The following is a 24,421-nucleotide window of genomic DNA, read 5'->3' on the forward strand; positions in this document are numbered from 1 at the left end:
AAATAAACTGGTAATAAGATGAGAGGGTGGCAAATTTTATGTTACGGGTAATGTTGGTGGATGATGAAGTGTTGGCACTTGAATTTTTAAGGGAAGTTATTGACTGGAATCAATACGGATTTCAGATTGTGGGACAGGCGCTCAATGGAAAACGGGCATTGGAGTTATTCCAGAAAGAAAATCCGCATATTATCATTTCGGATATTAAGATGTCTGTAATGGATGGATTGGAATTGTCGAAGAAGGTGAAGGAGATAAATCCCCACACCAAGATTATACTGCTGTCCGCATATAAGGACTTCGAATATGCCAAAAAAGGTATTCAGTATGGTGTTTCCAATTATTTGCTGAAGCATGAAATTAGCGAGGCGACCCTGTTGGGGGAACTTGGAAAAGTAAAAGCTGAAATCTACAGGGAAGAAGAATGGCAGCAGGCGAAAAAACGTTATTTCTTAAAGAATATTATATATGATGCCCCGAAAGAAGAAAATAGGAAAGAGGATACGGGAGTGGGCAATCAGCTGTTTATGATTATGCTGCAGTTCAACAAGCCTCTTTTTTACGATGATGGAAAAATAGAGCGTCAGCCTGCAGGCTTTCATATAATTATGGATAGTCTGCGAAAAGAACCGGTATCTAAAATAACTTATGTAACGGATGTACAGATCAGTGAAGATAACTATCTGGTTTTATATAATGCGGATCAGGTACGCAGTGAATATGAAGCAGAGGAATTAATTTATCAAAAGGCATTATATACAGAGCGGGTGATCAGGGAATTAGGGAAAGGGTTTTATGGAATCCTTTGCAGCAGGAGATTTTCACACAATCAGGTTGCAGCTACATTCCGTGAGCTTTCCAGGAAAATTCGTTACAGTCCATTTATGAAGCAGAATAAATACTACTTTCTGGATCAGATACCAGCGGGAGATCCGGACGAAGAGGTGGAACTGTTAAAGGAATTTGAGCTGCTGGATTGGAACTTAAACCAGGCAGAGGATGAGTGGAGCAGCGGGCTGGACAGGATGTTCCAAACGTTATGCTGCCCTAAATGGAATTTATCTGCACTTAAGAACTTCTTATCAACCTGGCTGTATTATGAAAAGAAATGGGGGGAAAATTTTCGTTTGGTTTATGATGAATTTAAGCAGGAATGTTATACGGTTGACCAGTTAAGTGAATACTGTGTATCCTGCTGCAGGAGGATATGCACCGAAATGCAGCAGGATATAGAGAACTCCTATTCCGTAAATGTCAGACAGATCATAAGTTTTATACAGGATCATTTCCGGGAAGAACTGACGCTGGATTACATAGGAGCAAAATTTCAGATGAATGGTGTTTACTTAGGGCAGCTTTTTAAAAAAGAAGTAGGAACTACCTTTCTAAAATTTCTAACAGACTATCGCATCAGCCAGGCTAAGATAATGCTGGAGGATGGGCAGTATCAGGTGGCAGAAGTGGCTGAGCGGGTGGGATACAAGACAAGCCAGTACTTCAGCCAGATTTTTTATAAATATATGAGCATGACGCCGCAGGATTATAAAAAATGGGGGAAACAGGGTGGCAAAGAAAAGCTTAAAGAAAAGAATACTGACTAAGATTGCATTTGCATTAACAGCAGCCACAGTTGTAAGTACCATTGTGGCCTATATCTATTTCAGCCGGATTGTACGGGAGCAGAAGATTCACGATGAGCAGATTAAACTGCGTCAGATTGTAAGTCAGCTGGATTTTATGGTGGAAGATATACAGAACTTTACGAGAAGTATTGCAATTGACCAGACAATTCAGGAGAATTTAAATAAAAAAACATATAAAAATGAATTTGACAAAACCAAGAGGAGATTTGAAGTAGGAAAACAACTGGTATTTTACAATTCCCTGCGGAATTATATCGGGGTTTCTATGCTGAAAGGGACGAATGGGTTATATTACAGCAGCAGGAACTTAATGGGAGACGTTTATTTCCAGGAGAAGTTTGAACTGGAAGAGATTCAGGAGTACGAGGCGAGGGATGATATGGTATTTTCAAATCCTTATTATAGTATTGAATCGGAGATCTCCCAAAGTGTAATCTGTTATAAAACGGTGATTCGGGATATGAACAGTGCATCGGAGATTCTGGGAGTCCTGTATCTGGATATCTATCTGAAGTATTTTACAGATCAGATTGCAAATTATGCGAAGGATTATGAAAATGTATATTTAACGGGAAATTCCGCAAATATCTTATATCAGAAGAAAATAGAAGAAAAGGAAAGCGGTTATTTTAGTGAACATACGGAAAGTAACCGGCAGAATGTAGAGAAAGTGGAAAAAGGATATTTAATCAGGGAAGATATAAGAGCTGCCGGATGGAGTGTAAATACTTTTTTGTCTAACAAATATCTGTGGCAGCAGTCAAAGTTTGTGCTGGACTTTTTTCTGCTGTTTTTTGTGATTTCCATTACCCTTCTTTTGGTGATGACATCCAGGATATTAGAAAGTATGATACACCCAATTACCCGTTTGACAAAGGCCATGGAGCAGATGGAGTACGGGGAGTTAAGAAGTGATTTATCCATTCATACCGGCGATGAGATTGAGCTGCTCTACCGGCGTTTCCGTGAAATGCTGGTAGAGATTCAGCAGTATATGGAGGGAAAACTTGAGGACGAGCATCAGAAGAAGGAAATGGAGTTTGATATTATGCTGTCCCAGATTAATCCCCATTATCTATATAATGTTTTAAATACAGTGGTCTATATCGCTGTTGCTGAAAAAAATAAAAGGATTGTGGAAATCGTGAATGCGCTCATACATACCCTGCAGGAAACGCTGAAGGTGGGGGAAAAGAATATTTATATAACCATAGAAAAAGAGATCGAGTTAGTGGAATGCTATCTGACGATTCAAAGATATCGTTATCCCGATGTATTCCAGGTGGAGATTTGCTGTGAAGAGGAATTGAAGAAATGCGTGATTCCGAAGACCTGCATTCAGCCAATTGTAGAAAATGCTATTTTGCATGGAATCATTCCGGGTGAAACAAACGGGTTGATAAGGGTCAGGATTCGAGAAGCAGAGGAAAAAATCCAGATCACAGTGGAGGATAACGGCGTCGGAATGGATTCTGATAAAATCAGAAAATTTATGTCTGGTGAAGCATTGGAAGAAAGAGCAGAGGAGCGCAAACACATTGGCATTACGAACATAAGAGACCGGATACGGTTTTTATATGGTGAACCATACGGTATTTGGATTGAGAGCAGGATAAATGAATATACCGTTGTAAAAGTGCTTCTTCCCATTCAGGGAGAAGAAAAAAAACAGTGATCAGAAAGAGAAAAACTATAGAATGGAAACAAAATATAAAGAATGTGATGTGTGAAAATCAAAGTGCGGATGATATGATACAGATACATAAAGAAGGAGGTATAAGGAAATGAAAAAGCGTATGAAACAACGTATGAAACAACTTACAAGCCTGGCAGCAGCGGCGGTTATGGTAACGGGACTGTTATCCGGATGCGGAAATCAGACAACAGAGGAAGAAACCACGAAGGCTATCAATACAGCAGACAGCGTTTCTACTGAGAACAAGAGTGATGAGGGGGCGGAGGCTTATACAGAGCTGCCTTCGGATTATAAAGGCACACTGACTATGTGGGGGTGGGATGATAATTATTATAAAACAATGACAGCGGCATTTCAGAAAAAATATCCCAATGTAACCTTCGAATATACACCGGTGGCAAACGGCGACCTGCTGCAAAAGTACCAGACAGCGCTGGCAACGGGTACGGAACTGCCGGATGTGGCATGGTCAATTGTAGATTCCAGAGCAAAGGTTTTTGAACTGGACATGTGGGAACCGTTGAACCAGGCACCTTATAATTTTGATATTCAGGAGGTATTTGATTACCTGCACCCTCTGATGGTGAACTCAAAAGGAGATGTGTGCGGCATAGAGCAATCCATATCCCCGGCGGGTATTGCATATCGGAAGGATCTGGCAAAACAATATCTTGGAACGGATGACCGGGAAGAATTAGAAAAAATGTTCCCTACCTGGGAATCGTTTGTGGAAAAAGGGAAAGAAGTATATGAAAAAAGCGGCAATAAGGTCTATATGTGGCCGGGCATTGCAGATGCACAGCAGTTTATCCGTGAACAAAGCGGATTATCCTGGATTGACGGGAATACGATTAAAGCTACAGAGGCTCTGAAAAAATCACTGGATCTGGCATGTCAGTTCCGGGATAACAATGTAGTGGATAAACTGGAAGCATGGACACCTGCCTGGTACGCATCCTTTGGAGAAGGAAACCATATATTTGCAGGCTGTGCAACCTGGTCGGTTCCATTTACCATCGAGCCAAATGACCCGGATGGAAAGGGGGCAGATCATTGGGGGCTGATGAATGCTCCGGAGGGAAATATCAGCTGGGGAGGAACCACACTTGGAATATCAAAGAATTGTAAAGATAAAGCATTGGCATGGGAATTTGTGAAATTTGCCACCTTGTCTACGGAAGGTGCCGAGGCACTGAATTCCATGGGGAACCTCACCTCTGCAAAGAAACCATATGAAGAAAAGCCAGAATTAAAGTCTTATAAGAGTGAATGGTTCGGCGATCAGGATCTGGGTAAAATGTTCCTGGAAGAAATCGTTCCGGATATCAAGGTAAGACCGATGAATCTGGATGATAATGTGATTCATGAGACGTTAAACCTGATCACTACAAGTTTAAATAATGACAGAAGCATGACATCGGATCAGGCATTAGAACAGTTAAAAGAGGAACTGTCCATGAAATTGCCGGACTACACCATTGAATAAATGGATAAACAGGAAAAGGCTGTGGATGATATTCATGGCCTTTTCCGGAAAGAGAGGTTGGCAATGAAGAAAAAAAGAAATACTCTGACCAAATGGCCCTATCTGTTTTTGTTTCCATACTTTGCATTTTACTTTCTGTTTTTTATCTTTCCGACGATCTACTCGTTTATCATAAGTTTTACCGACTGGGATAGTATCGCGGGGGTGACACAGCGTAAATTTGTGGGATTGTTGAACTACATCAGATTGTTTACAAAAGATAAAATTTTCTTTAAATCACTGGGTAATACGTTTTTCTTTATGATTATTTATATTCCGCTTCTGATATTAGGGGGACTGCTGTTAGCAGTGTTATTGTATAAATTAAAGAAAACCAGCCGGTTGTTTCAAACAATCAATGTACTGCCCTATATTACCACACCGGTTGCTATTGGTATTATTTTTTCCTTTATGTTTGACTGGTCCACCGGGATTGTCAATAATCTGTTAATCAAGCTGGGGGTCCTAATCGAGGGAATTAACTGGCTGGGTGACGGAGCTACTGCCAGGATCATTGTTATATTTTTGATTGTCTGGAAGAATCTGGGGTACTATCTGCTGATCTATCTGGCGGGGCTGTCCACAATTCCGGAAGATATTTCGGAAGCAGCCATGGTGGATGGGGCGAATAAAGTACAGATTTTCTGGAGAATTACATTTCCTTATCTGAAGCCGATTACTATTTTTTTGACGCTTACAAGCATCATCAGTGGTTTTCAGCTGTTTGACGAACCCTATCTGCTGTTCAGCAATATTAACAGTTCCGTTGGCGGACCGGAACGTTCCTGCCTGACCAGCATGATGTACTTTTTTGACCAGACATTTAAGAGTTCCACCAAACTGGGGTATGGTGCGGCAGTTTCCTATGGTATCTTTATCGTGGTTCTCATTGTCAGTCTCATTGTATCCCGTGTGATTAACAGGAAGGAGGAGAGCAGATGAATAAACCGGTACGTTTTATCAAGAAATTTTTCTATGTGATTCCCCTTGCCATCGTCAGCATAATTTCGGTTATCCCGTTTTACTTTATTATTTCCATGGCTACTCACAGCACAAACGAGATTTACAAAGGAGAGATCTATACTTTCGGATCAAAACTGGTGGAAAATATCAGTACCATAGTGCAGGGCGGATTTTTGCAGTATTACTGGAACAGCATTTATACCGCACTGTTTTCCGGGATACTGTGCGTATTTATCAGTGCACTTGCAGCGTATGCCCTGACGGTGTACCGTTTTAAGGGTAGAAGCTTTTGCAGTTCATTTATAGTGGCAAGCATGATGATACCTTCCCAGATCAGCTTAATCGGATATAGTATTGAAATGAAAAATATGGGACTGGTTAATTCACATATTCCCCTGATATTAATATGGGGAGCCAGTGCTTACGGGGTCTTCTTCATGGTGCAGTATATGCAGAATTCTCTGCCGAAAGAGTTAATTGAAAGTGCACGCATTGACGGGTCCAATGAATTCCGAACGTTTATCAGTATCGGTATTCCTATGATTAAGCCGGCAGTGGGAACTTTGTTTATGCTGGTATTCCTGTGGTCCTGGAATAATTTTCTGATGCCAAGCACGCTGATTACGAAAAGTTCCAAGTTTACAATACCAATCGGAATTCAGACGCTAGCTACGGCATATACACAGGACTGGGGGGCGAGAGGGGCGGCACTTACCATTGCAGTGGTGCCAATCCTGATTATATTTGCAATCGGTTCTAAATATTTTATAAAAGGACTTTCCGCGGGAGCGGTGAAAGGATAAGGAGGAAGAAATGCATTACAGAATTGATATTAGCCATAACAGAGAGAAAGAGATTTATGCTCTATCCAATCATTTCGGGGGGACCAGTCCCAATAAGGATGAACTTTCCTTTACCAATTACTATATGGAAATAAACCATAAGCCTTTTTTTGGAATAAGCGGGGAATTTCACTTTTCCAGATGCAGTGATATTTACTGGGAGGATGAAATCCTTAAGATGAAAATGGGTGGCATAAATGTGATCTCTACATACATTTTCTGGATACACCATGAAGAACAGGAAGGAAAATTTTGCTTTGCAGGAAGAAGAGATTTAAGGAAATTTATTCTGCTTTGCAAAAAGCATGGGATGTATGTCATTGTACGGATTGGGCCTTTTGATCATGGAGAAGTCAGAAACGGAGGATTTCCAGACTGGCTGTATGGGAAGCCTTTTGAAGCAAGAATGCTGAATGAAGGATTTTTATATTATACAAAGCGGCTGTATGACAGACTGGCAAAGGAGATGGAAGGGCTTTATTACAAAGATCAGGGACCCATTATTGCAGCTCAGATTGACAATGAATATGAACATTCTTCAGCGCCGTGGGAAATCACAACCGGAGTTTCAAATGAGTGGGTATTTGCAGGAAATGAAGGGGATGCATATATGCTGGAATTAAAAAAGATGGCACAGGAGTCTGGGATTATCGTGCCTTTCTATACCTGTACCGCATGGGGAGGTGCTGCAGCACCAAGTAAAGAGATGATGCCTCTTTGGGGAGGGTATGCTTACCGTCCATGGATCTTTTATTCCCATAAGGGAGAGCACCCGGCTACCGGGGAATATATTTACCGGGATCATCATAACAATGAGATTCCAAAGACCTATAATTTTGAACCTGGGTATCCGCCTGAATCCGTGCCCTATGCCTGTTGTGAAATGGGCGGGGGCATGACCTGTTCCTATCACTACCGTTTTTTGCTTCCTTATGAAAGTGTGGATGCCATGGCAAATATTAAGATGGCTTCCGGGTGTAATTTTCTTGGATACTATATGTATAAAGGAGGCACAAACCCCAAGGGAGAACAGGGGGGATTTCTGAATGAAAGCCAGATGCCCAAATTATCTTATGATTATCAGGCGGCATTAGGCGAGTTTGGACAGATCCGGGATTCCTATAAACGGTTGAAACTGCTGCATTTATTTGCCAGCAGTTTCGAGTCTGACTTATGTACGATGCAGACGGCGCTTCCCGGCGGTGCGGAACAAATAGCACCGGAAGATACCGATACACTGCGGTTTGCGGTGCGTTATAACAAAAACGGCGGTTTTTTATTTATCAATAACTTTCAGGATCATGTAGAAACGAAAGTAAAAACAGAGGAGTGTGTGACCGTCATTACGAAAGGGGGAGAAATTACATTTAAGTCCCTTTCCCTGGCTGCCGGTGAAAACTGCATATTGCCATTTCATATGCAGATCGAAGGCAGAATTCTGAAATATGCCACAGTTCAGCCAATTACAAAACTATGTCTGGATGGAGCATATTATTATTTCTTTTTCACACCGGAAGGAATGGAAGGTAAATATGTATGGGAAAATGGTGAAGAGATTAAAATACCAGGGCAGCCCATTCATTCATACCGTTTAGAAGAGGATGAAAAGGTTATTCATCTGGTTACGTTATCAAGAAAGATGGCGATGGACTTTTATAAAGCTAACCAAAATGGAAATGACATGGTTTTAATTACAGATATGGCGGTACTGCAAGATGAATATGGCATCCGTTTTGAAACCGGGAATTGTGAAAACCGCATCCTGGCTATGCCGGACAGGATATTGGAAAATATAGAAAAGACTGAAAAAACAGTTGTCCAAAGTAAATATCCGCTTTTTACGGAATACAGGTACCGGGTGGAAGAGAAGCCGCCGGTTAAGCTATTGGCAAAGCAGACAGGACCAACCAGATACTGTATAGATCTGCCGGGAAATTTAATGGAAAGTGTTAAAGACGCCATATTAAAAATAGATTATACAGGTGATATCGGGCAGGCATTTATAAATGGAGAGATGATTTCGGATAACTTTTGCAGCGGGGGTATCTGGGAAATCGGACTGAAAGAATTTGCAGACAGTTTAAAAGAACATCCCTTAACAATTTATATAACTCCGATCAAGAAAGGGGTTCATGTGAATGTAGAATCCGCAATGGCTGCCAGAATGGAGCAGGTAGATGGAATAACCGGAATGCTCCATAGTGTATCCATTGCGTGGGTTTATGGAAAATAGCATCTATGGTTTTTAGTATGCTGGCATAAAATTTTACTCGGATAATGGATAATAAGTAAAAAGAGGTCACCACTTTGTGATAAAGTATTAAGCACGACCAAAATACACACAAAGAAAGGTGACCTCTATGATTAACAGTAGATAGTATTTTGAAGAAATATGCATCAATATTTAAGGATTGATCAAATAAAATCAAAATAAATCATAATATGCTTGTTATATATGAAATAATATGGTAAATTTATGATATAAAAATGGTTGTTATAAAATCCTAAAATAATACCTGATTAAAAGATGATTTGAATCTTTCATTGCAAGGATGGACCCGGAAGTGGACAAGCAGGTACATTTAGTAAAATTGTGGATTTTTCAGCAGACAATAAACGATTAAAAGCAAGGAGGTACATATGGCTGGTTTATTTCCAGGAATTTCACATGGTTCATATGAGTTAGAATTGGGGTTTACGAAGATTTATCAGGAAAACAGAAATGAGCACAGGGCTGTCCGGGAAGCACGCTGTCTTGCTTGGCAGCTTCCCAGAATATTACTGGATATAGATGACGGCGATCTGGTACCGGGAGGTTGTCGTTATGGTGCGGTGGGATTTTCTACACAAATCGGCGGTTTTTTGTATTATTTCCAGGAAAATGAGATTCAGGCGGAAATAGCAAAATGTCAGGGAAATACATTATATGTAAAACAGCTGGAGGACATGCTTCATTTTTGGAGACAGGAAAATAGCAGGGATCAACTTCGCCGGAAATACACTGACCGCCAGTTACTTGCGCTTCCCACGGATGACTGGGAAGGGGAAAAGGCAGTCGCGTATCCTTTGTACCGGATTGCGGGAGGTATCCTGGATTTTTCTAAACTGCTGGCTTTGGGAATAGGGGGATTATGGTTAGAGGTGGAGGCACATCAGCAAAAGTATACAGCGGACCAGGAGGCCTATAGTGTATACGAGGGAATGAAAATTGCGCTGGAAACCTTACAGGAAGTAATCCATAGATATGGTAACAGGGCAAAAGAGAAGGAAATGATTGCCAGAAAATGCGGCGACAAGGATACGGAAAGAAGGATGAATGCTATAAAACAAGCTATGGAATCCATCATAACGAATCCGCCGAATCACTTGCTTGAAGCAGTGGAATTATTCTGGATGTACGTACTTGTTTCGGAAGTACGTAATTATGGAAGGATCGATATATATCTGGGAAACTATTATGCTGAAGATATAGACAGTGGCTATCTGACTCAGGAAGAAGCAGATGGAATTATCCTTAAGCTCTGGGAACGCATGGGGAAACGCCGTACTATTACGGATGGACGAGTAATGGTGGGAGGACGGGGAAGAAAAAATGAAGAACACGCGGACCGTCTGGCGAAAGCCTGTATTCAGGCGACCAGGACATTGAAGAATCCGGATCCACAGCTGTCACTGCGTTTTTACCAGGGGATGAATCCTCAGCTTATGGAGCTTGCCATGGAAGCAATTGGGGAAGGTTGTACCTATCCCGTACTCTATAATGATGATGTTATTATAAAGGATGTACAAAATGCTTTTGCACTCCCGGAAGAAACAGCAGTTCATTATGTGCCTTACGGATGTGGCGAATACATAATAGACCATCAGAGTTTTGGGACGCCAAGCGGTGTACTGAATCTGTTAAAAGGTCTGGAAATTTACCTGAATTACGGAAGAGAGCAGGACGCCGAATATCTTGGAAGAGACAATGGTAAGGGGATTTTGGAAGCGATCAGGGAGGAAACAGGTGCCGGGAAATCGTTTGAGGAATATCAAGATTTTACCGAATTTTATGAAGATTATAAGCGGTTTATCGGCTTTCATATTGAAATTCTTGCACAGCAGGAAAAAATGGAATATGACTTTTCAGCCAGAACCTGCTGTCTGCCATTCCTTTCTATGCTTTATGACAATTGTATCCAGGAGGGAAAAGGAATCTTTGATGGAGGAATCAAATATCTGGGGGGAACATTAGAGAGTTATGGAAATGTAAATACTGCAGACAGTCTTGCCGCCATTGAAAAACTCATTTTCAGAGAAAAGAAGATTAAAAAAGAAGAACTTCTGCAGGCATTAAAAGCTGATTTCCATGGATATGAAAGAATTCAAAAACAATTAAAAGAATGTGATAAGTTTGGTAATGACCAGGAACATGTGGATCGTTTAATGAAGGATCTGCATCGTTTTGTATGCCTTACGGTAAAAGAGCAGGCCAAAAAAGTTGGGCTGGACAGTTATTTGGCAGTCATTATCAACAACAGTGCCAATACCTCTCTTGGATTATTGACGGGTGCTTCACCGGATGGAAGAAATGGGAGCAAGCCCATGGCGAATGCCAACAGCCCCCAGGCTCAGGGTGACAGGAATGGTGTCACAGCAGTACTGAATTCCATGTTGAAAGTAGATACAAATATTCATGCTGGCGCTGTTCAGAATATTAAATTTTCCAAAGAAACTTTTAACGATAACCGAGATGCAGCAAGAAGTGTGATAGAAGCATATTTTGAACAGGGCGGAGCACAGCTGATGATTACGGTAGTTGGAAGAGAGGATCTGGAAGCAGCTTTGAAACATCCTGAAGATTATACGAATCTGCTGGTTCGTGTGGGGGGATTCAGTGCCAGATTTGTTGAATTGTCAAAAGAGGTCCAGGGAGATATCCTGAGCAGAACCTGTTATTAAAATGAAAAGTATCATAAGAAAAGGAATGGTGAGATGAAAAAAGGAATGATCTTCTCCATTGAGCGGTTTTCGATTCATGATGGACCGGGAGTGCGTACCAGCGTATTTTTAAAGGGATGCCCTTTGTCATGTATCTGGTGCCACAATCCGGAAAGCCAACGGATGAAACCAGAATTGAAATATGTTGCTGAAGCTTGTATAAATTGCAGGGAATGCGGACAGGTCTGTGAAAATGAAGTTCATCTGTTTCCGGAATTACACAGTGTGCAAAGGGCAGAACACCAGGTACAATGGGAAAGATGTAAATTATGCCGTTCATGTATTGATATCTGCCCATCCGGCGCATTATCCCAGGTGGGAAAAGCTATGGATGTGGAGGAAGTAATGCGGCTGGTACGAAAGGATAAGGCATATTATAAAGAAGAAGGAGGTATCACTTTATCCGGTGGAGAGCCGCTGATACAGCCTGAGTTCTGCAGGCTTCTGCTGAAGCAATGTAAAGAAGAAGGCATTTCAACCTGTGTGGAAACAGCCGGCGATGTGAGCAAAAAGGCACTGGAAAGCATAGTGGAATTTGTAGATTTATTTTTATTTGATTATAAGCTGTCAGACCCTGAAAATATGAAAAAATATACAGGGGGAAATTTGACTCGTATCCTGGAGAATTTGAAGATTTTGTGCACTATGGGTAAAAATATTATTCTAAGGTGTCCGATTATCCCAGGGATTAATGATACGGAAGATCATTTTAGAAAGATAGCTTCTCTGGCTGTGAAATTACCTTTAAGGGGAGTAGAATTGATGCCTTATCATAGCTTTGGAAACGGAAAGTGGCGACAGGTGGGAAAAACCTGTTTACTGGAAGATCTGGATACGGTAGGGAAAGAACAGGCGAGTGAGTGGAATGAGCGCTTAAATTCGTATATCCAGTGAAATGATAATGGCAGAACTGCTGATTCTGTGGTCATCAGCAGTTCTGCCATTCATATCCGATTGTATGCTTCAGATTCTATTTTCTAAGCGCGTACCTTACCACGAATTCCAAATTCCTTTGAAGGCGGTAGGTGATGATTGATTTGTGGGGGCACGGGATGAAGTGGAAAAAGAAAAGTGATAGACAATGAGGTAACAGAATCTCAAGTGAGAAAGTACATACAATAAGATGAAATAAATAAATATATAAAAGTCACAAAAAATAAAAATAAAGCTTGAACTTTAGAAAAAACTGTTATATAATGAAAAAAAGAAATACATAGATACATTTCATTGAACAACACTTTTTTCTAAAGTTCTTAAAATTCATTTTATATCTGGTACATATTCTGTACAATTTCCCTTTAGAATTGTTATATCATTTTTGTGTCTTTGTATTCTGAATGAGAAGGAGGAATCTATGACTCAAGAAAGAGATATTGCAGCAAAGATATTTTTTGCTAAGCCGGAGCATTTTGCAGATCTGTATAATGGTGCCTGCTTTAAGGGCGAGCAGATTTTAAATCTGGACGATTTAACCCCTCTGGATTCTGTACAGGAATGCTTACCTGACAGTCAGAGCTTTAGTAAAAAAGCCGTACGAAGGAACCGGGATGTAGTCAAAATGACTGCGTTGGGTGCAAATTTTTTAATTCTGGCATGTGAAAACCAGGAGCATGTACATTATGCAATGGTAATTCGGAATATGCTGTATGACGCTATGAATTACGCAGAACAGGTACAACAGATAAAACGTAAATATAAAATCGCCGGGGATTATGGTAATTCAGATGAATTCTTATCTGGAATGAAAAAGCAGGATAAGCTTCTGCCGGTTATTACATTGGTTGTATATTTTGGAGCAAAGCCCTGGGATGGCTGTCTGGATTTGCACAGTATGCTGGATCTACCAGCAGAAATGGAGACATTCCGTCAATATCTGCCGAATTATAAGATACAAGTTCTGGATGTAAAGAGGATAGATCATCTGGAATATTTTCAAACGGATTTAAGAGAAGTATTCGGAGTTATTAAATATGCAGAAGATAAGAATATGATGAAAGCACATGTGAAGAAGCACCAGGACAGATATAGCAGATTGATGAAAGAAACAATAGAAGTTATTTTCATCATGCTGGGTGAAAAAGAAAAGATGTCAGAGATCATAGAACAGGCACAGATAGATAATAAGGAGGAATATGATATGTGTAAAGCATTTGAAGATATGAGAAGTGAAGGAAGAATGGAAGGCGAAGAATTATTTGCCAGATTAACATTAAATTTAATAAATGATAATCGAACCGTAGAATTAAAAAAAGCGGTAACAGATAAGGGTTCCAGAGAAAATCTGTATCAGGAGTATTGTCTGGTATAACTGTAGTTTTTTTAATCTTATCTTGTGATTTTATGAATACATGATAGCGATATCTCACATGGATGCCATGCATTCTTAATTTTTTCGCCATGCATCCTTAATTTTTTTCACCTTGACATGCTATACTGAATATGTTAGATTATTAGAAATCGATTTGCACTGCATTACATTCTAATAAAAAAGAATGCGAGATCAACAGTACAAACTGAGCAGGCGATAAACCATCTAATGCCGCCCGAGTAAATAGGCCACTATAACACCTGACGCAGACATCAGGCACTATATCGGCATATTTACAACCGGTGGCACTGGTTTGTGGGGCCGGGCCGCTAAGCGGCAGCAGATGGGTATGAAACACATCTGTGGGACAGTAGTATGTTCCGCAGGTGTGTTTTTTTTGTTTTCCGAACAGAACAGCACATCTTATGAATGAGTCTGAGCATGGTCGGTTAACATTTAGAATAGGGGTGAAGAAAATGAAATCAAATCAACAAATTGCAACAAAAGTATCAATTGTCACCATTATAGGAAATATAGTTTTGTCTCTGTTTAAGCTCTATGCAGGTATATTTGCAAAATCAGGAGCAATGATTTCTGATGCAGTTCATTCTGCTTCGGATGTATTTAGTACATTAATTGTAATTCTCGGTGTTAAGATGGCAAGCAAAGAATCGGATAAAGAACATCCGTATGGCCATGAACGAATGGAATGTGTGGCCGCCCTGGTACTTGCTATTGTACTGGGGATTACCGGGCTTGGAATCGGATACAGCGGGATACGGAAAATATTCTCCGGGGATACGGAGTCCCTGGCGATTCCGGAAATGCTGGCGCTTGTGGCAGCGATTATTTCGATTGTGACCAAAGAAGCCATGTATTGGTATACCAGAGCGGCGGCAAAAAAAATTAATTCCGGAGCGTTAATGGCGGATGCGTGGCATCATCGTTCCGATGCTCTGTCATCGATTGGAAGTATGATAGGTATTCTGGGGGCAAGACTTGGGCTTCCTGTTTTTGATCCCATTGCCAGTGTGGTAATCTGCATTTTTATCCTAAAGGCAGCATTTGATGTATTTAAAGATGCCATTGATAAAATGATGGATAAAGCCTGTGAAGATGAAGTCGTTGATGAGATGCGTAAGGTAATCAGCCGGCAGGAAGGTGTTATGGGAATTGACCAAATTAAAACAAGATTATTTGCAGATAAAATCTATGTAGATATTGAAATTCAGGCAGATGGGGAAGAAACACTCACTGAGGCCCACTCAATAGCACAGAGGACCCATGATGAGATAGAAGGTACTTTTCCTAGTGTGAAGCACTGTATGGTGCATGTGAATCCGGTAAGAAAAGCATAAGGACATATGAGCGATTTTAAATAGAATACATAAGAATAGAACAGAAAATAAAAAGAAACCTTTCAGGAATTATGGAATGCTGTGAGGTTTCTTTTTTCTTAATTATTGTCTGTGAATGAATTTCAGACAAGCTGCTTAACTTTATGCCCTTGTAAGATTCTTTACCCATTTATAACTGTTTACCCGGATAAAAGCAATGACACATTTAAATATCTGATCTGAATTCAGACAGCATACGACGATAATCGGTGACCATCGGAAATAAAAGGCAGCAAGGAAGGAGATGGGAATGACAATCAACCAGATACTGATGATGTCATTAATCATGGCAAACCTTGTATCGCCGCCGCCACGGATTAAGCCTGTCAGGACAGGCATCTGGTATGCGGTGCCGATGCAGGTCACACATAATATGGTTAAAAATGCATTTGCCAGGTATTTGGTTTCTTCAGATAAAGCGTAAAGTCCCAGAATCGGAGTTTTTAACAGGAATAAGGAAAGGCTGGTTAAAAGGCCGATACAGAGGAACATTAATTGTAAGGTTCGGGTATATTCTTTTACCTTGTGCATATCTCCGCAGCCGATTGTCTTGCCGATTACAATTGTGGCGCAGGAGGAAGCACCTACCGATGCCACTTTCAGAATCAGGAACAAGGTAGAGGCGACACTGTTGGCTGCAATGGCATTGGACTGCAGATGTCCCAGGATTACGGTCTGCATGGCTGTGGATAACCCCCACATTCCTGCCACAATAATTATCGGATAACATACATGGATATAGTCGTGAAGCAGAGTACGGTCGCAGTGCAGAAAATCCCTGAGTTTTAAATGCAATTTCTGATCTTTTTTATATAGGTAGAAACAGACGATAAGCAATTCGCTGATTCGCGCAGCCAGTGTGCCGATTGCAGCTCCTTTTGCTCCCATTTCCGGAAAACCAAAATGTCCGTAGATCAGAGTATAATTGATACAGCAATTTATTACCAGAGCGCTGATTGATATATAGAAAGCAATCTTAACACTTTCCACACTTCGAAGGGAGGCCAGAAGTACAGTTGTAATCGCAAATATAATATAGGTAAAACGAATAATGGACAAGTATTCCATTCCTGCAGCGATAATTGCTTCGTCGTTGGTAAATAAGCTCAATACACCATGAGGGAAGAGGCTGACTGTAATAAACAAAAGAACTGCAAAAAGCAAAGCCGCCCGCAGGGCAATAGTAGCGAGCTTACGAATAGGTTCAATTCGCCGCTGCCCCCAATATTGACTTCCCAATACCACCAGGCTGTCACCACATCCATTCATCAGCTGCTGAAGCACAAACTGTATCTGATTCACTGCTGCAACGCCGGATAAAGTTGTTTCATTATAGGCACCAAGCATAATATTATCAGCCAGATTGACACTTAAAACAATAACATTCTGAAGGACCAGAATCCAATACAGAGAGAAAAAATTATGATAAAAACTGCGATCCTTAGTAAACATAAAGAGCCTCCTGAATGTATTTATTTAAATAGAAAAATGTATAAATAATCTAGTTGTCAGGGATATTCTAGCATAGTGGGTTTGGGAAGTCTATAGGGGAATTGGTATGCGTGGGTAAATACTAAACCCAATATATTTTTGTAACTTATCTATATCTCCTACAAAATTATATAGAATTCCATTCATAGTAAAAATTTCCCACGTTGATATAGTATTTTTATAGAGATTTATATGATAAAATAAGCTCGTTATTTTAACAAACGAAATTTACTATGTTTTCACATAAAGGAGTGTCTTAATGCAGTATAAAATCTTGGCAGTTGATGATGAAATACATATTTTAAAGTTATTAAAGGATTATTTTAATATGCAGGGATATCTGGTCTATACGGCCTGCGGCGGGAGTGAGGCTCTGGAAAAAATAGAGATACAGCCGGATATCATTCTGCTGGATATTAATATGCCGGATATGAATGGGCTGGATGTGTGCAGAAAAATCAGAGATCATGTCGCTTGTCCGATTTTGTTTTTGACGGCAAAGGTGGAAGAAAGGGACCGTATTAACGGGTTGATGATCGGAGGGGATGATTATATATTAAAACCCTTTAGTATAGAAGAATTAGGGGCAAGGGTGGCGGCACATTTGAGGAGGGAGCACAGGAGTGGTGCAAAGGAAACCTTGAAGTTTACAGATGATCTGCTTATCAATTATACGGAGCGGAGTATTTATTATCAGAATAAAGAAATTACCTTAACGAAAACTGAATTCGATATTATAGAACTGCTTTCCATGAACCGGGGGCAGATTTTCAGTAAAGAGACGATCTATGAGCGCATCCGGGGCTTTGACGGGGAAAGTGACAGCAATATTATTGCGGAACACATTCGCAGAATACGTTTGAAAATCGGGAAATATGCAGACAAGACCTATGTAGAAACTGTTTGGGGAGTGGGATATAAATGGATTGGATAGATGAACTGGTATTTAAATTTAAGAAAAAGATGCTGGATATTTCCCTGAAAAGGGCAATGGCAACGTACCTGCTGATTGCCATTGGAGCGGTTTTAATACTTTTTGCAGTCAGTACGGCGGTCGGCGAAAAATGGAGTACGCTGCTAAGTATACGATATTTTGGAAATACCTATGGGATTACAACAAATCTGGTATGGACAGAGGTTAAAATGACACTGCCGGATCAGATTCTGACTTTTGCGGTGATCTTTTTACAGTCATTCAGTATTGTTGTTTATAGCATAGGTGCAGTTATTGTTACCTCCTATTTATTTTATAAGAATAAGCTGGCGGAACCGATTGAGTTATTAAAGCGGCAGGTAAAGCATATTGGAGACAATGAACTGGGGTACGAGTGTGTCTATGAGGGGAAGGATGAACTGGGAGAGGTGTGCAGTGCATTTGAGCAGATGCGCATTACGCTGATAGAAAATAATAAAAGAATGTGGAATATGATGGAGGAGCAGCGTCGCTTGAATGCAGCGTTTGCACATGATCTTCGGACTCCCCTTACAGTTATCCATGGATATGCGGATTTTTTAAGTAAATATTACCCTACCGGTAAAATTACGGAGGAGCAGATGATGGAAAATTTTAATTTAATCAATGCACAGGCAATGCGGCTGATGAATTTTACCAATACCATGAAGGAAGTGGGCAGCCTGGAGGCTCTGGAATTAAACAGAAAAAATATAAAAGGGGAAACACTGTTAAAAAGGGCATCAGGGATTGCACAGATTATGGAAGAAATGGGAGAAATAAAAGTTACCTGTGAGTCTGCACTTCCAACGGATTCTGACTGGTTTTTGGATGAGATGATGTTTATGGAAATTCTTGAAAATATGCTGTCCAATGCTATGCGGTATGCCAAATCAAAAGTTGTTATTACCCTGGAAAGCAGTGAAGATTATGGGGAGTTGTACCTCTATGTTCAGGATGACGGAGAAGGATTTTCCAAGGAAGGACTTAAAATGGCAGACCGGCCATATTACAGTGACCAAAAGGGGAAGGATGATGGTACACATTATGGAATCGGTCTGTTTATCTGTAAATTTTTATGTGAAAAACATGGCGGGAGCCTGGACCTGGCAAACAGCATAGATGGGGGAGCAATTATTTGTGCAATTTTTGGTGTGAAATAGGAAAAGTGTAGATATTTAGTCCGTATGATAAAAACCACAAAGGAATAGCAGAGAGGAGAATAAAAATGTCTACAGAAATCATAATCGAAAATCTGGATAAAAATTATGGCAAAAAACAGGCGTTAAAAAATATCAATCTTAAGATTGAAAGTGGAATGTTTGGGTTGCTTGGCCCTAACGGAGCAGGAAAGACCACACTTATGAAAGTCCTTGCCACACTGCTTAAAAAAAATGCAGGAGAAGTAACGGTGTGTCAGGTTCCCATCGGGAAGGCGGAGGAAATAAGGAAAATGATCGGTTATCTGCCACAGGATTTTAACATGTATGGAAATATGACTGCTTATGAAGCGATGGATTATTTAGGGGTCTTGTCCGGAATGAGCAGATCCCGCCGCCAGGAGCGTATTGGGATCCTGCTTGAAAAGGTAAATCTGCAGGAGGAAAGAAAAACGAAGGTACGGGCCATGTCAGGCGGAATGCGCAGAAGACTGGGGATAGCGCAGGCTATTCTCCATGATCCAAAAGTATTGATTGTGGATGAGCCTACGGCAGGGCTGGATCCGGAAGAACGGGTGCGTTTTCGGAATTTGCTCTGCGAGCTTGCAGAAGAACGCATCGTAATTTTATCTACGCATATTGTTGGGGATATTGAGGCAACCTGTGAGGATATTGCAATCCTGAACCACGGCAGAATTCTGTATAAAGGTACTGTGGAACAGCTTCTTCACGAAGCAGACCAGAAAATCTATACAGCTGAGATTTCCAAAAAAGAACTTTCGGGTATGAAAGAAAAATATGTTGTTACCAGCATGATGACAATAGGGAATCATCTGAATGTGAAATTTGTTTCGGAAGAAAAACCATTTTCCGGAGCTGTCCCCTGTGAGCCAAACGTCGAGGATGCATATATGTATCTGATGCAGAAGGAAAGAGGTGACAGGTGATGTTTCTGAGTTTGTTAGGAAAGGAATGCAAACAGATATTTAAGAGCCTAATCTTTTACCTGTACCTGATTATACTTGCCGTGTTTGTTACTTCGCAGATGGAGGAATTTTCAATTATTACAAAGCCTCAGCCTGGACAGGAGTCTTATGGAATGAAAGAGAGCAACGACCCTAAAGAGATTATGGAGGCTACAACAGGCAAACTGATACGGGATTGGTATAACAATTCGTATGCTGCTTATCCTATCGGATTTTATAAATCAGTATCCCTGGATAAAGAAGATTATAACCGTGTAGCAGAGATACTGGAAGAAGTGACGGGAAAGACAGAAGAAGATTTAGTACGTGATTTACAAGCAGACAGTCCAAATTCTTCTAACCAAACGCAGCAGGGAACCATCATGCCGCCGATGTCCGGGCGTACAGTAATATCAGATACCATTACTTATGAGCAGTTTGAACAGTTAATGAAAGAAGTGGATTCTATTCTGGGGGCTAACGGATCTTCCTATTATGCACCTGAGAAGATGTCCCGCAATGCAATGGTTCCAATGAATTATGAAGAGGCTCTGATTGAGTATCAGCAGATAATTGATGTGGATCATGTGACCGGTGCATTTGCCCGGATATTCTGTGACTATATGGTGTTGATGCTGGCGATACTTCCTGTATTTCTGGCTGTAACAAGGGGACTGCGGGATAAGCGTGCAGGTGCCAGTGGACTCATATATTCCAGAAAAGCATCTTCTGTATCAATTGTACTTTCCCGCTATCTGGCAACACTGATTATGAGCATGATACCAGTGGTTATTTTAAGCATTTCACCTATGATGGAAGGAATTTACTATGCAAGAACACTAGGAGTATCTGCAGACGTATTCTCATATATGAAATACATTTTGGGATGGCTTTTTCCTACGGCAATGATGGTAGTTTCCATTGGGTTTTTCTTTACTGAACTCACGGACAGCGCTCTGGGGATACTGATTCAGGGAATCTGGTGGTTCATTGATATAAATAGTGCAGTAAAAAATGGACTTGTAGGAGGATTTGGTTTACATTTGGCACCAAGATGGAATACGGTGGGAGAGGGTGAGAAATTTTTAGAAGAGTACCAGGGGCTGTTAACCAACCGTATCTTTTTTACCGTGTTGGCAGTAGTCTTATTAATAGCAACCATATTTATTTATGAATGGAAAAGAAAGGGGATCTGGAAATTCAATGGAATTGTATATCGCAGTGGGAAAAGCAAATCTGAAGCATAATTTTCTGCCCCATCTTTTGATTGCCTTATGTTTTAGCCTGTTAGCTCCGGTTTTGATGGGGATGAAAGGATTGGATTCTGGCCAGGTAGCACAGACGCTGGAAATGTATATACAGTTAGCGGGCATTATTCTGTTAGTTCCGATTTTTATTCCTGACCAGGATAAGAACATCCGGGATCTTGCTAAGAGTAAATATATGCCTGAGGTCAAAGTACATCTGATACGGCTGACGGAGTCCCTGTTGGCATTGTTTGTGGTATTGGGGGCATTTATCATCATTTTGTATTCCAATAATCCGGTGTTTTCTCCGATTCAGTATTACTTTGGAGTCATGGGAGGCGCTGTCTTTTTAGGCGGGCTTGGAATATTTGCATACAGTTTATCTGATAATGTAGCAATCGCTTATATGGCTCCAATGGTATATTATGTATGTAATTATTCCGGAGATAAATATTTTCAGAAATTCTTTCTGTTCTCCATGGCAAGAGGCAGTTTTGAGGAGAAGATTGTTTTAGGTGCGGCAGGTATCGTATTGATTGGTGTTGGTATTTTATACAGGCAGAGAAGAAGGTAGGTAAATATTAATCGTTGAAAAGAAGAGCTGGCCCGTAACAGGCAGATGACGGCATGAACCTATGAGGTATGCGTCATCTGCCTGTTTTCTTAATCAGTATCCCCATTACTACATCCAAGAAACTATTGACATCCTTTTGAATAACCGCTATATTCATATTATAAGAATCATTAAGAATATAAAGATTTAGCATATAATAAATCAGCAGCCGCAGCAGACGGCAGAAAGGTGAATATTTTGGATTTACGCAAGGAAAAGATGAAGGTTTTAAAGCAGTATTTTGGATACGATGAGTTCCGTGAAGGACAGGAAACTCTGATTGACAGTATTTTGTCAGGACGGGATACACTGGGGATTATGCCAACGGGAGCGGGAAAGTCGTTGTGTTTCCAGGTACCCGGTTTGTTATTAGATGGTATTACTTTAGTTATTTCTCCACTCATTTCTCTTATGAAAGATCAGGTCAGAGCATTAAATCAAGCAGGCGTTCATGCCGCATTTTTAAATAGTTCCCTTACAACATCTCAATATTATAAAGCTTTGGATCTAGCCAGAATGGGTCAGTATAAGATTATTTATGTGGCGCCCGAACGGTTGATGACAGAAGAGTTTTTAAACTTTGCTATGCAGGTGAAAATTTCTATGATTGCAGTAGATGAGGCACACTGTGTATCTCAGTGGGGACAGGATTTCAGACCAAGTTACTTAAAAATTCTGGAATTTATCCAGCTATTTTCCATAAGACCGGTTATTTGTGCATTTACGGCTACTGCAACACAGGAAGTAAGAGATGATATTATTGATATTTTAATGCTCCAGGCGCCCACTGTGGTCAGTACGGGATTTGACAGGTCGAATCTGTATTTCTCGGTTTTAAAGCCGAAGGACCGTTATGGAGCTGTTAAAAATTATCTGGATATGCATCCTGAAGAAAGCGGAATTATATACTGCCTGACCAGAAAAGTGGTAGAGGAAGTTCATGAAAATCTGGTACGGGATGGGGTTTTGGCAACCCGTTACCATGCTGGGCTTGGTGATAGGGAAAGGCAGGAAAACCAGGAAGATTTTACATATGACAGAGCACCTGTCATGGTGGCAACGAATGCATTTGGAATGGGAATTGATAAATCCAATGTCAGATTTGTTATCCACTATGGAATGCCCAAAAATGTAGAGAACTATTATCAGGAAGCAGGAAGAGCGGGAAGAGACGGGGAACCGGGGGAATGTATCCTCTTATATAACGGGCAGGATGTGATTACCAATCAGTTTTTTATCGAGCATGACATAGATAATGATGAATTGGATGATATTACCAGAGCAGTGGTAAGAGAACGTGACCGTGAGCGGTTGAAAAAGATGACTTTCTACTGCTGTACCAATGACTGCCTGAGGGATTACTTACTTCGATACTTTGGAGAATACGGAGATCATTACTGCGGGAATTGTTCTAATTGCCTGACCCAGTTTGAAGAGGTTGATGTAACCGATTTGGCTAAGAGTCTGATTGGGTGCGTACAGACCAGCCATGAGAGGTATGGTATAAATGTAATCATTGATGCGGTACATGGTGCGAATACCGCGAAGATCAGGCAGTACCGGATGGATGGCAATCCCCATTACGGAGAGCTTGCAAAAACACCTGCACATAAGCTGCGTCAGGTGATGAATCATCTGCTGCTGAACGAATTTTTAAGTGCGACAAATGATGAGTATACGATTATAAAACTTACGGAAAAATCCGGACTGATTCTTCATGAGGATGAACGGGTTTTGATGAAGATGTCTAAAGAACAAGAAAAAGAAACTAAGGCAAAGCAGGAAAAGAAAGCGAAGAAAAGCAAAACGGCTGGGCTATCTCTTTCAGAAGCAGATGAGGATTTGTTTGAAAAACTGCGGAGTTTAAGGACAGAAATTGCAAGAGAAGAAAAAGTACCGCCATACGTTGTATTTTCAGATAAAAGCCTGGTTCATATGTGCGTGTTGAAACCAAAGACCAGGGAAGAAATGCTTACGGTATCCGGTGTGGGAGAATTCAAGTACGAAAAGTACGGAGAACGATTTTTAAACTGCGTGCAGAATGGAGCCACAACTGCATCTGCAAGTGAAATTGGATTTGCAGGAAGTGCAGATAGTGATTTTGCGGAAGAGGGAGAAATAAAAGAAAAACGCAGCAAGAACAAAAAATCTGAATTTGTTTTAACCAATGAAACTGCGGAACAGATCTATTACTCGGAACAGACGACATTAAGTGACCTGGTGGGACAAATCAATGACTTACGGGATGATCAGGTTATGAAACGGCTCACGAATAAAGCAATATTACAGAAACTGACAGAAGAAGGTTATCTGGAAGACAGAGTGATAAACGGACGGCTATTTAAAACCGTAACAGAAACGGGTGCCGGATATGGAATACAGGCTATAACACGGATAAGTGAAAAAGGAAATGAGTATGAAGTACTTTATTATAATGAGGATGCACAGAGGAAAATAGTGGCGGCTCTGCTGGAGCGCGCTTGATAATTCATTCCCGCCATCTGCACGCCCCACTTTGCGGTATATTTGCCCGGATTCAGGTTATGTAGCCCGCTACGCACTTCATCCGGGACAATTCTCCCACAAACTGTGACGCGCAGCTGTCAGAAAGCAATTTTTAAATACGTACTAAAGCAGGG

General features: G+C 40.7%; 18 protein-coding genes, 1 pseudogene and 1 riboswitch. Of the genes and pseudogenes, 17 read left to right on the forward strand and 2 right to left on the reverse strand.

Translation table 11 applies throughout. The features are described from left to right. Window positions 1–38: 38 nt before the first annotated feature. The 10 genes from CD03_RS0109925 (at window position 39) to CD03_RS0109975 (ending at window position 15,315) form a co-directional block, all read left to right on the forward strand. Window positions 39–1,601 (forward strand): response regulator transcription factor, encoded by a 1,563-nt coding sequence (locus tag CD03_RS0109925; RefSeq protein ID WP_027293496.1) that lies wholly within the window; start codon window positions 39–41, stop codon window positions 1,599–1,601. Further along, window positions 1,564–3,318: a sensor histidine kinase gene (locus CD03_RS0109930; RefSeq protein ID WP_027293497.1), complete on the forward strand. Its 1,755-nt coding sequence runs from the start codon at window positions 1,564–1,566 to the stop codon at window positions 3,316–3,318. Before CD03_RS0109925 ends, CD03_RS0109930 begins: the two co-directional genes overlap by 38 nt. A gap of 109 nt (window positions 3,319–3,427) precedes the next feature. After that, window positions 3,428–4,825, forward strand: a complete 1,398-nt coding sequence (locus CD03_RS33095; RefSeq protein WP_052377752.1) for an extracellular solute-binding protein — start codon at window positions 3,428–3,430, stop codon at window positions 4,823–4,825. Between the two features lie 63 nt (window positions 4,826–4,888). After that, window positions 4,889–5,806: a carbohydrate ABC transporter permease gene (locus CD03_RS0109945; protein WP_044289875.1), complete on the forward strand. Its 918-nt coding sequence runs from the start codon at window positions 4,889–4,891 to the stop codon at window positions 5,804–5,806. After that, on the forward strand, window positions 5,803–6,630 hold the full coding sequence (locus CD03_RS0109950; protein ID WP_027293499.1) for a carbohydrate ABC transporter permease: 828 nt from the start codon (window positions 5,803–5,805) through the stop codon (window positions 6,628–6,630). The genes CD03_RS0109945 and CD03_RS0109950 overlap by 4 nt, the downstream gene beginning before the upstream one ends. A gap of 10 nt (window positions 6,631–6,640) precedes the next feature. Beyond that, window positions 6,641–8,902, forward strand: coding sequence for a beta-galactosidase (locus CD03_RS0109955; RefSeq protein ID WP_027293500.1), 2,262 nt, complete (start codon window positions 6,641–6,643; stop codon window positions 8,900–8,902). 407 nt (window positions 8,903–9,309) lie between these two features. Continuing rightward, window positions 9,310–11,610, forward strand: coding sequence for a pyruvate formate lyase family protein (locus CD03_RS33100; RefSeq protein WP_044289279.1), 2,301 nt, complete (start codon window positions 9,310–9,312; stop codon window positions 11,608–11,610). 33 nt (window positions 11,611–11,643) lie between these two features. Then, window positions 11,644–12,543 (forward strand): glycyl-radical enzyme activating protein, encoded by a 900-nt coding sequence (locus CD03_RS33105; RefSeq protein WP_044289281.1) that lies wholly within the window; start codon window positions 11,644–11,646, stop codon window positions 12,541–12,543. 460 nt (window positions 12,544–13,003) lie between these two features. Then, a complete protein-coding gene (locus CD03_RS0109970) occupies window positions 13,004–13,957 on the forward strand; it encodes an Rpn family recombination-promoting nuclease/putative transposase (protein WP_027293501.1) in 954 nt (317 codons plus the stop codon). A 195-nt stretch (window positions 13,958–14,152) separates the two neighbouring features. Beyond that, window positions 14,153–14,330, forward strand: a riboswitch (NiCo riboswitch). 103 nt (window positions 14,331–14,433) lie between these two features. Beyond that, window positions 14,434–15,315 carry a cation diffusion facilitator family transporter gene (locus CD03_RS0109975; protein ID WP_027293502.1) on the forward strand — a complete coding sequence of 294 codons (882 nt, stop codon included), beginning with the start codon at window positions 14,434–14,436 and terminating at the stop codon, window positions 15,313–15,315. 141 nt (window positions 15,316–15,456) lie between these two features. On the opposite strand, the gene CD03_RS0109980 is transcribed toward CD03_RS0109975, so the two are convergent. Continuing rightward, entirely contained in the window at window positions 15,457–16,806 is a 1,350-nt protein-coding gene (locus tag CD03_RS0109980) for an MATE family efflux transporter (protein ID WP_027293503.1), read from the reverse strand. 298 nt (window positions 16,807–17,104) lie between these two features. Here CD03_RS0109980 and CD03_RS0109985 point away from each other — a divergent pair, with 298 nt between their 5' ends. From CD03_RS0109985 to recQ, 6 genes are all read left to right on the forward strand, one after another. Then, on the forward strand, window positions 17,105–17,779 hold the full coding sequence (locus CD03_RS0109985; RefSeq protein WP_027293504.1) for a response regulator transcription factor: 675 nt from the start codon (window positions 17,105–17,107) through the stop codon (window positions 17,777–17,779). After that, window positions 17,767–18,960, forward strand: a complete 1,194-nt coding sequence (locus CD03_RS0109990; protein ID WP_027293505.1) for a HAMP domain-containing sensor histidine kinase — start codon at window positions 17,767–17,769, stop codon at window positions 18,958–18,960. The genes CD03_RS0109985 and CD03_RS0109990 overlap by 13 nt, the downstream gene beginning before the upstream one ends. A gap of 65 nt (window positions 18,961–19,025) precedes the next feature. After that, a complete protein-coding gene (locus tag CD03_RS0109995; protein WP_027293506.1) occupies window positions 19,026–19,904 on the forward strand; it encodes an ABC transporter ATP-binding protein in 879 nt (292 codons plus the stop codon). 11 nt (window positions 19,905–19,915) lie between these two features. Then, window positions 19,916–21,169 carry an ABC transporter permease gene (locus CD03_RS0110000; protein WP_197041653.1) on the forward strand — a complete coding sequence of 418 codons (1,254 nt, stop codon included), beginning with the start codon at window positions 19,916–19,918 and terminating at the stop codon, window positions 21,167–21,169. Continuing rightward, window positions 21,126–21,743 carry a hypothetical protein gene (locus CD03_RS37165; protein WP_027293508.1) on the forward strand — a complete coding sequence of 206 codons (618 nt, stop codon included), beginning with the start codon at window positions 21,126–21,128 and terminating at the stop codon, window positions 21,741–21,743. Before CD03_RS0110000 ends, CD03_RS37165 begins: the two co-directional genes overlap by 44 nt. A gap of 258 nt (window positions 21,744–22,001) precedes the next feature. Then, complete coding sequence (gene recQ, locus CD03_RS33115) at window positions 22,002–24,266, forward strand: DNA helicase RecQ (protein WP_081820456.1); 2,265 nt, start codon at window positions 22,002–22,004, stop codon at window positions 24,264–24,266. On the opposite strand, the gene CD03_RS39910 is transcribed toward recQ, so the two are convergent. After that, window positions 24,212–24,343, reverse strand: a complete 132-nt coding sequence (locus tag CD03_RS39910; protein WP_442969722.1) for a DUF6783 domain-containing protein — start codon at window positions 24,341–24,343, stop codon at window positions 24,212–24,214. The genes recQ and CD03_RS39910 overlap by 55 nt on opposite strands. Here CD03_RS39910 and CD03_RS39915 point away from each other — a divergent pair. Further along, window positions 24,344–24,403, forward strand: a pseudogene (locus tag CD03_RS39915) (DUF6783 domain-containing protein); the annotation flags it as partial. Between the last annotated feature and the right edge of the window lie 18 nt (window positions 24,404–24,421).

It is taken from the genome of Robinsoniella sp. KNHs210 (assembly GCF_000686105.1).
In the GTDB taxonomy this organism is placed as follows: Bacteria; Bacillota; Clostridia; order Lachnospirales; family Lachnospiraceae; genus Robinsoniella; species Robinsoniella peoriensis.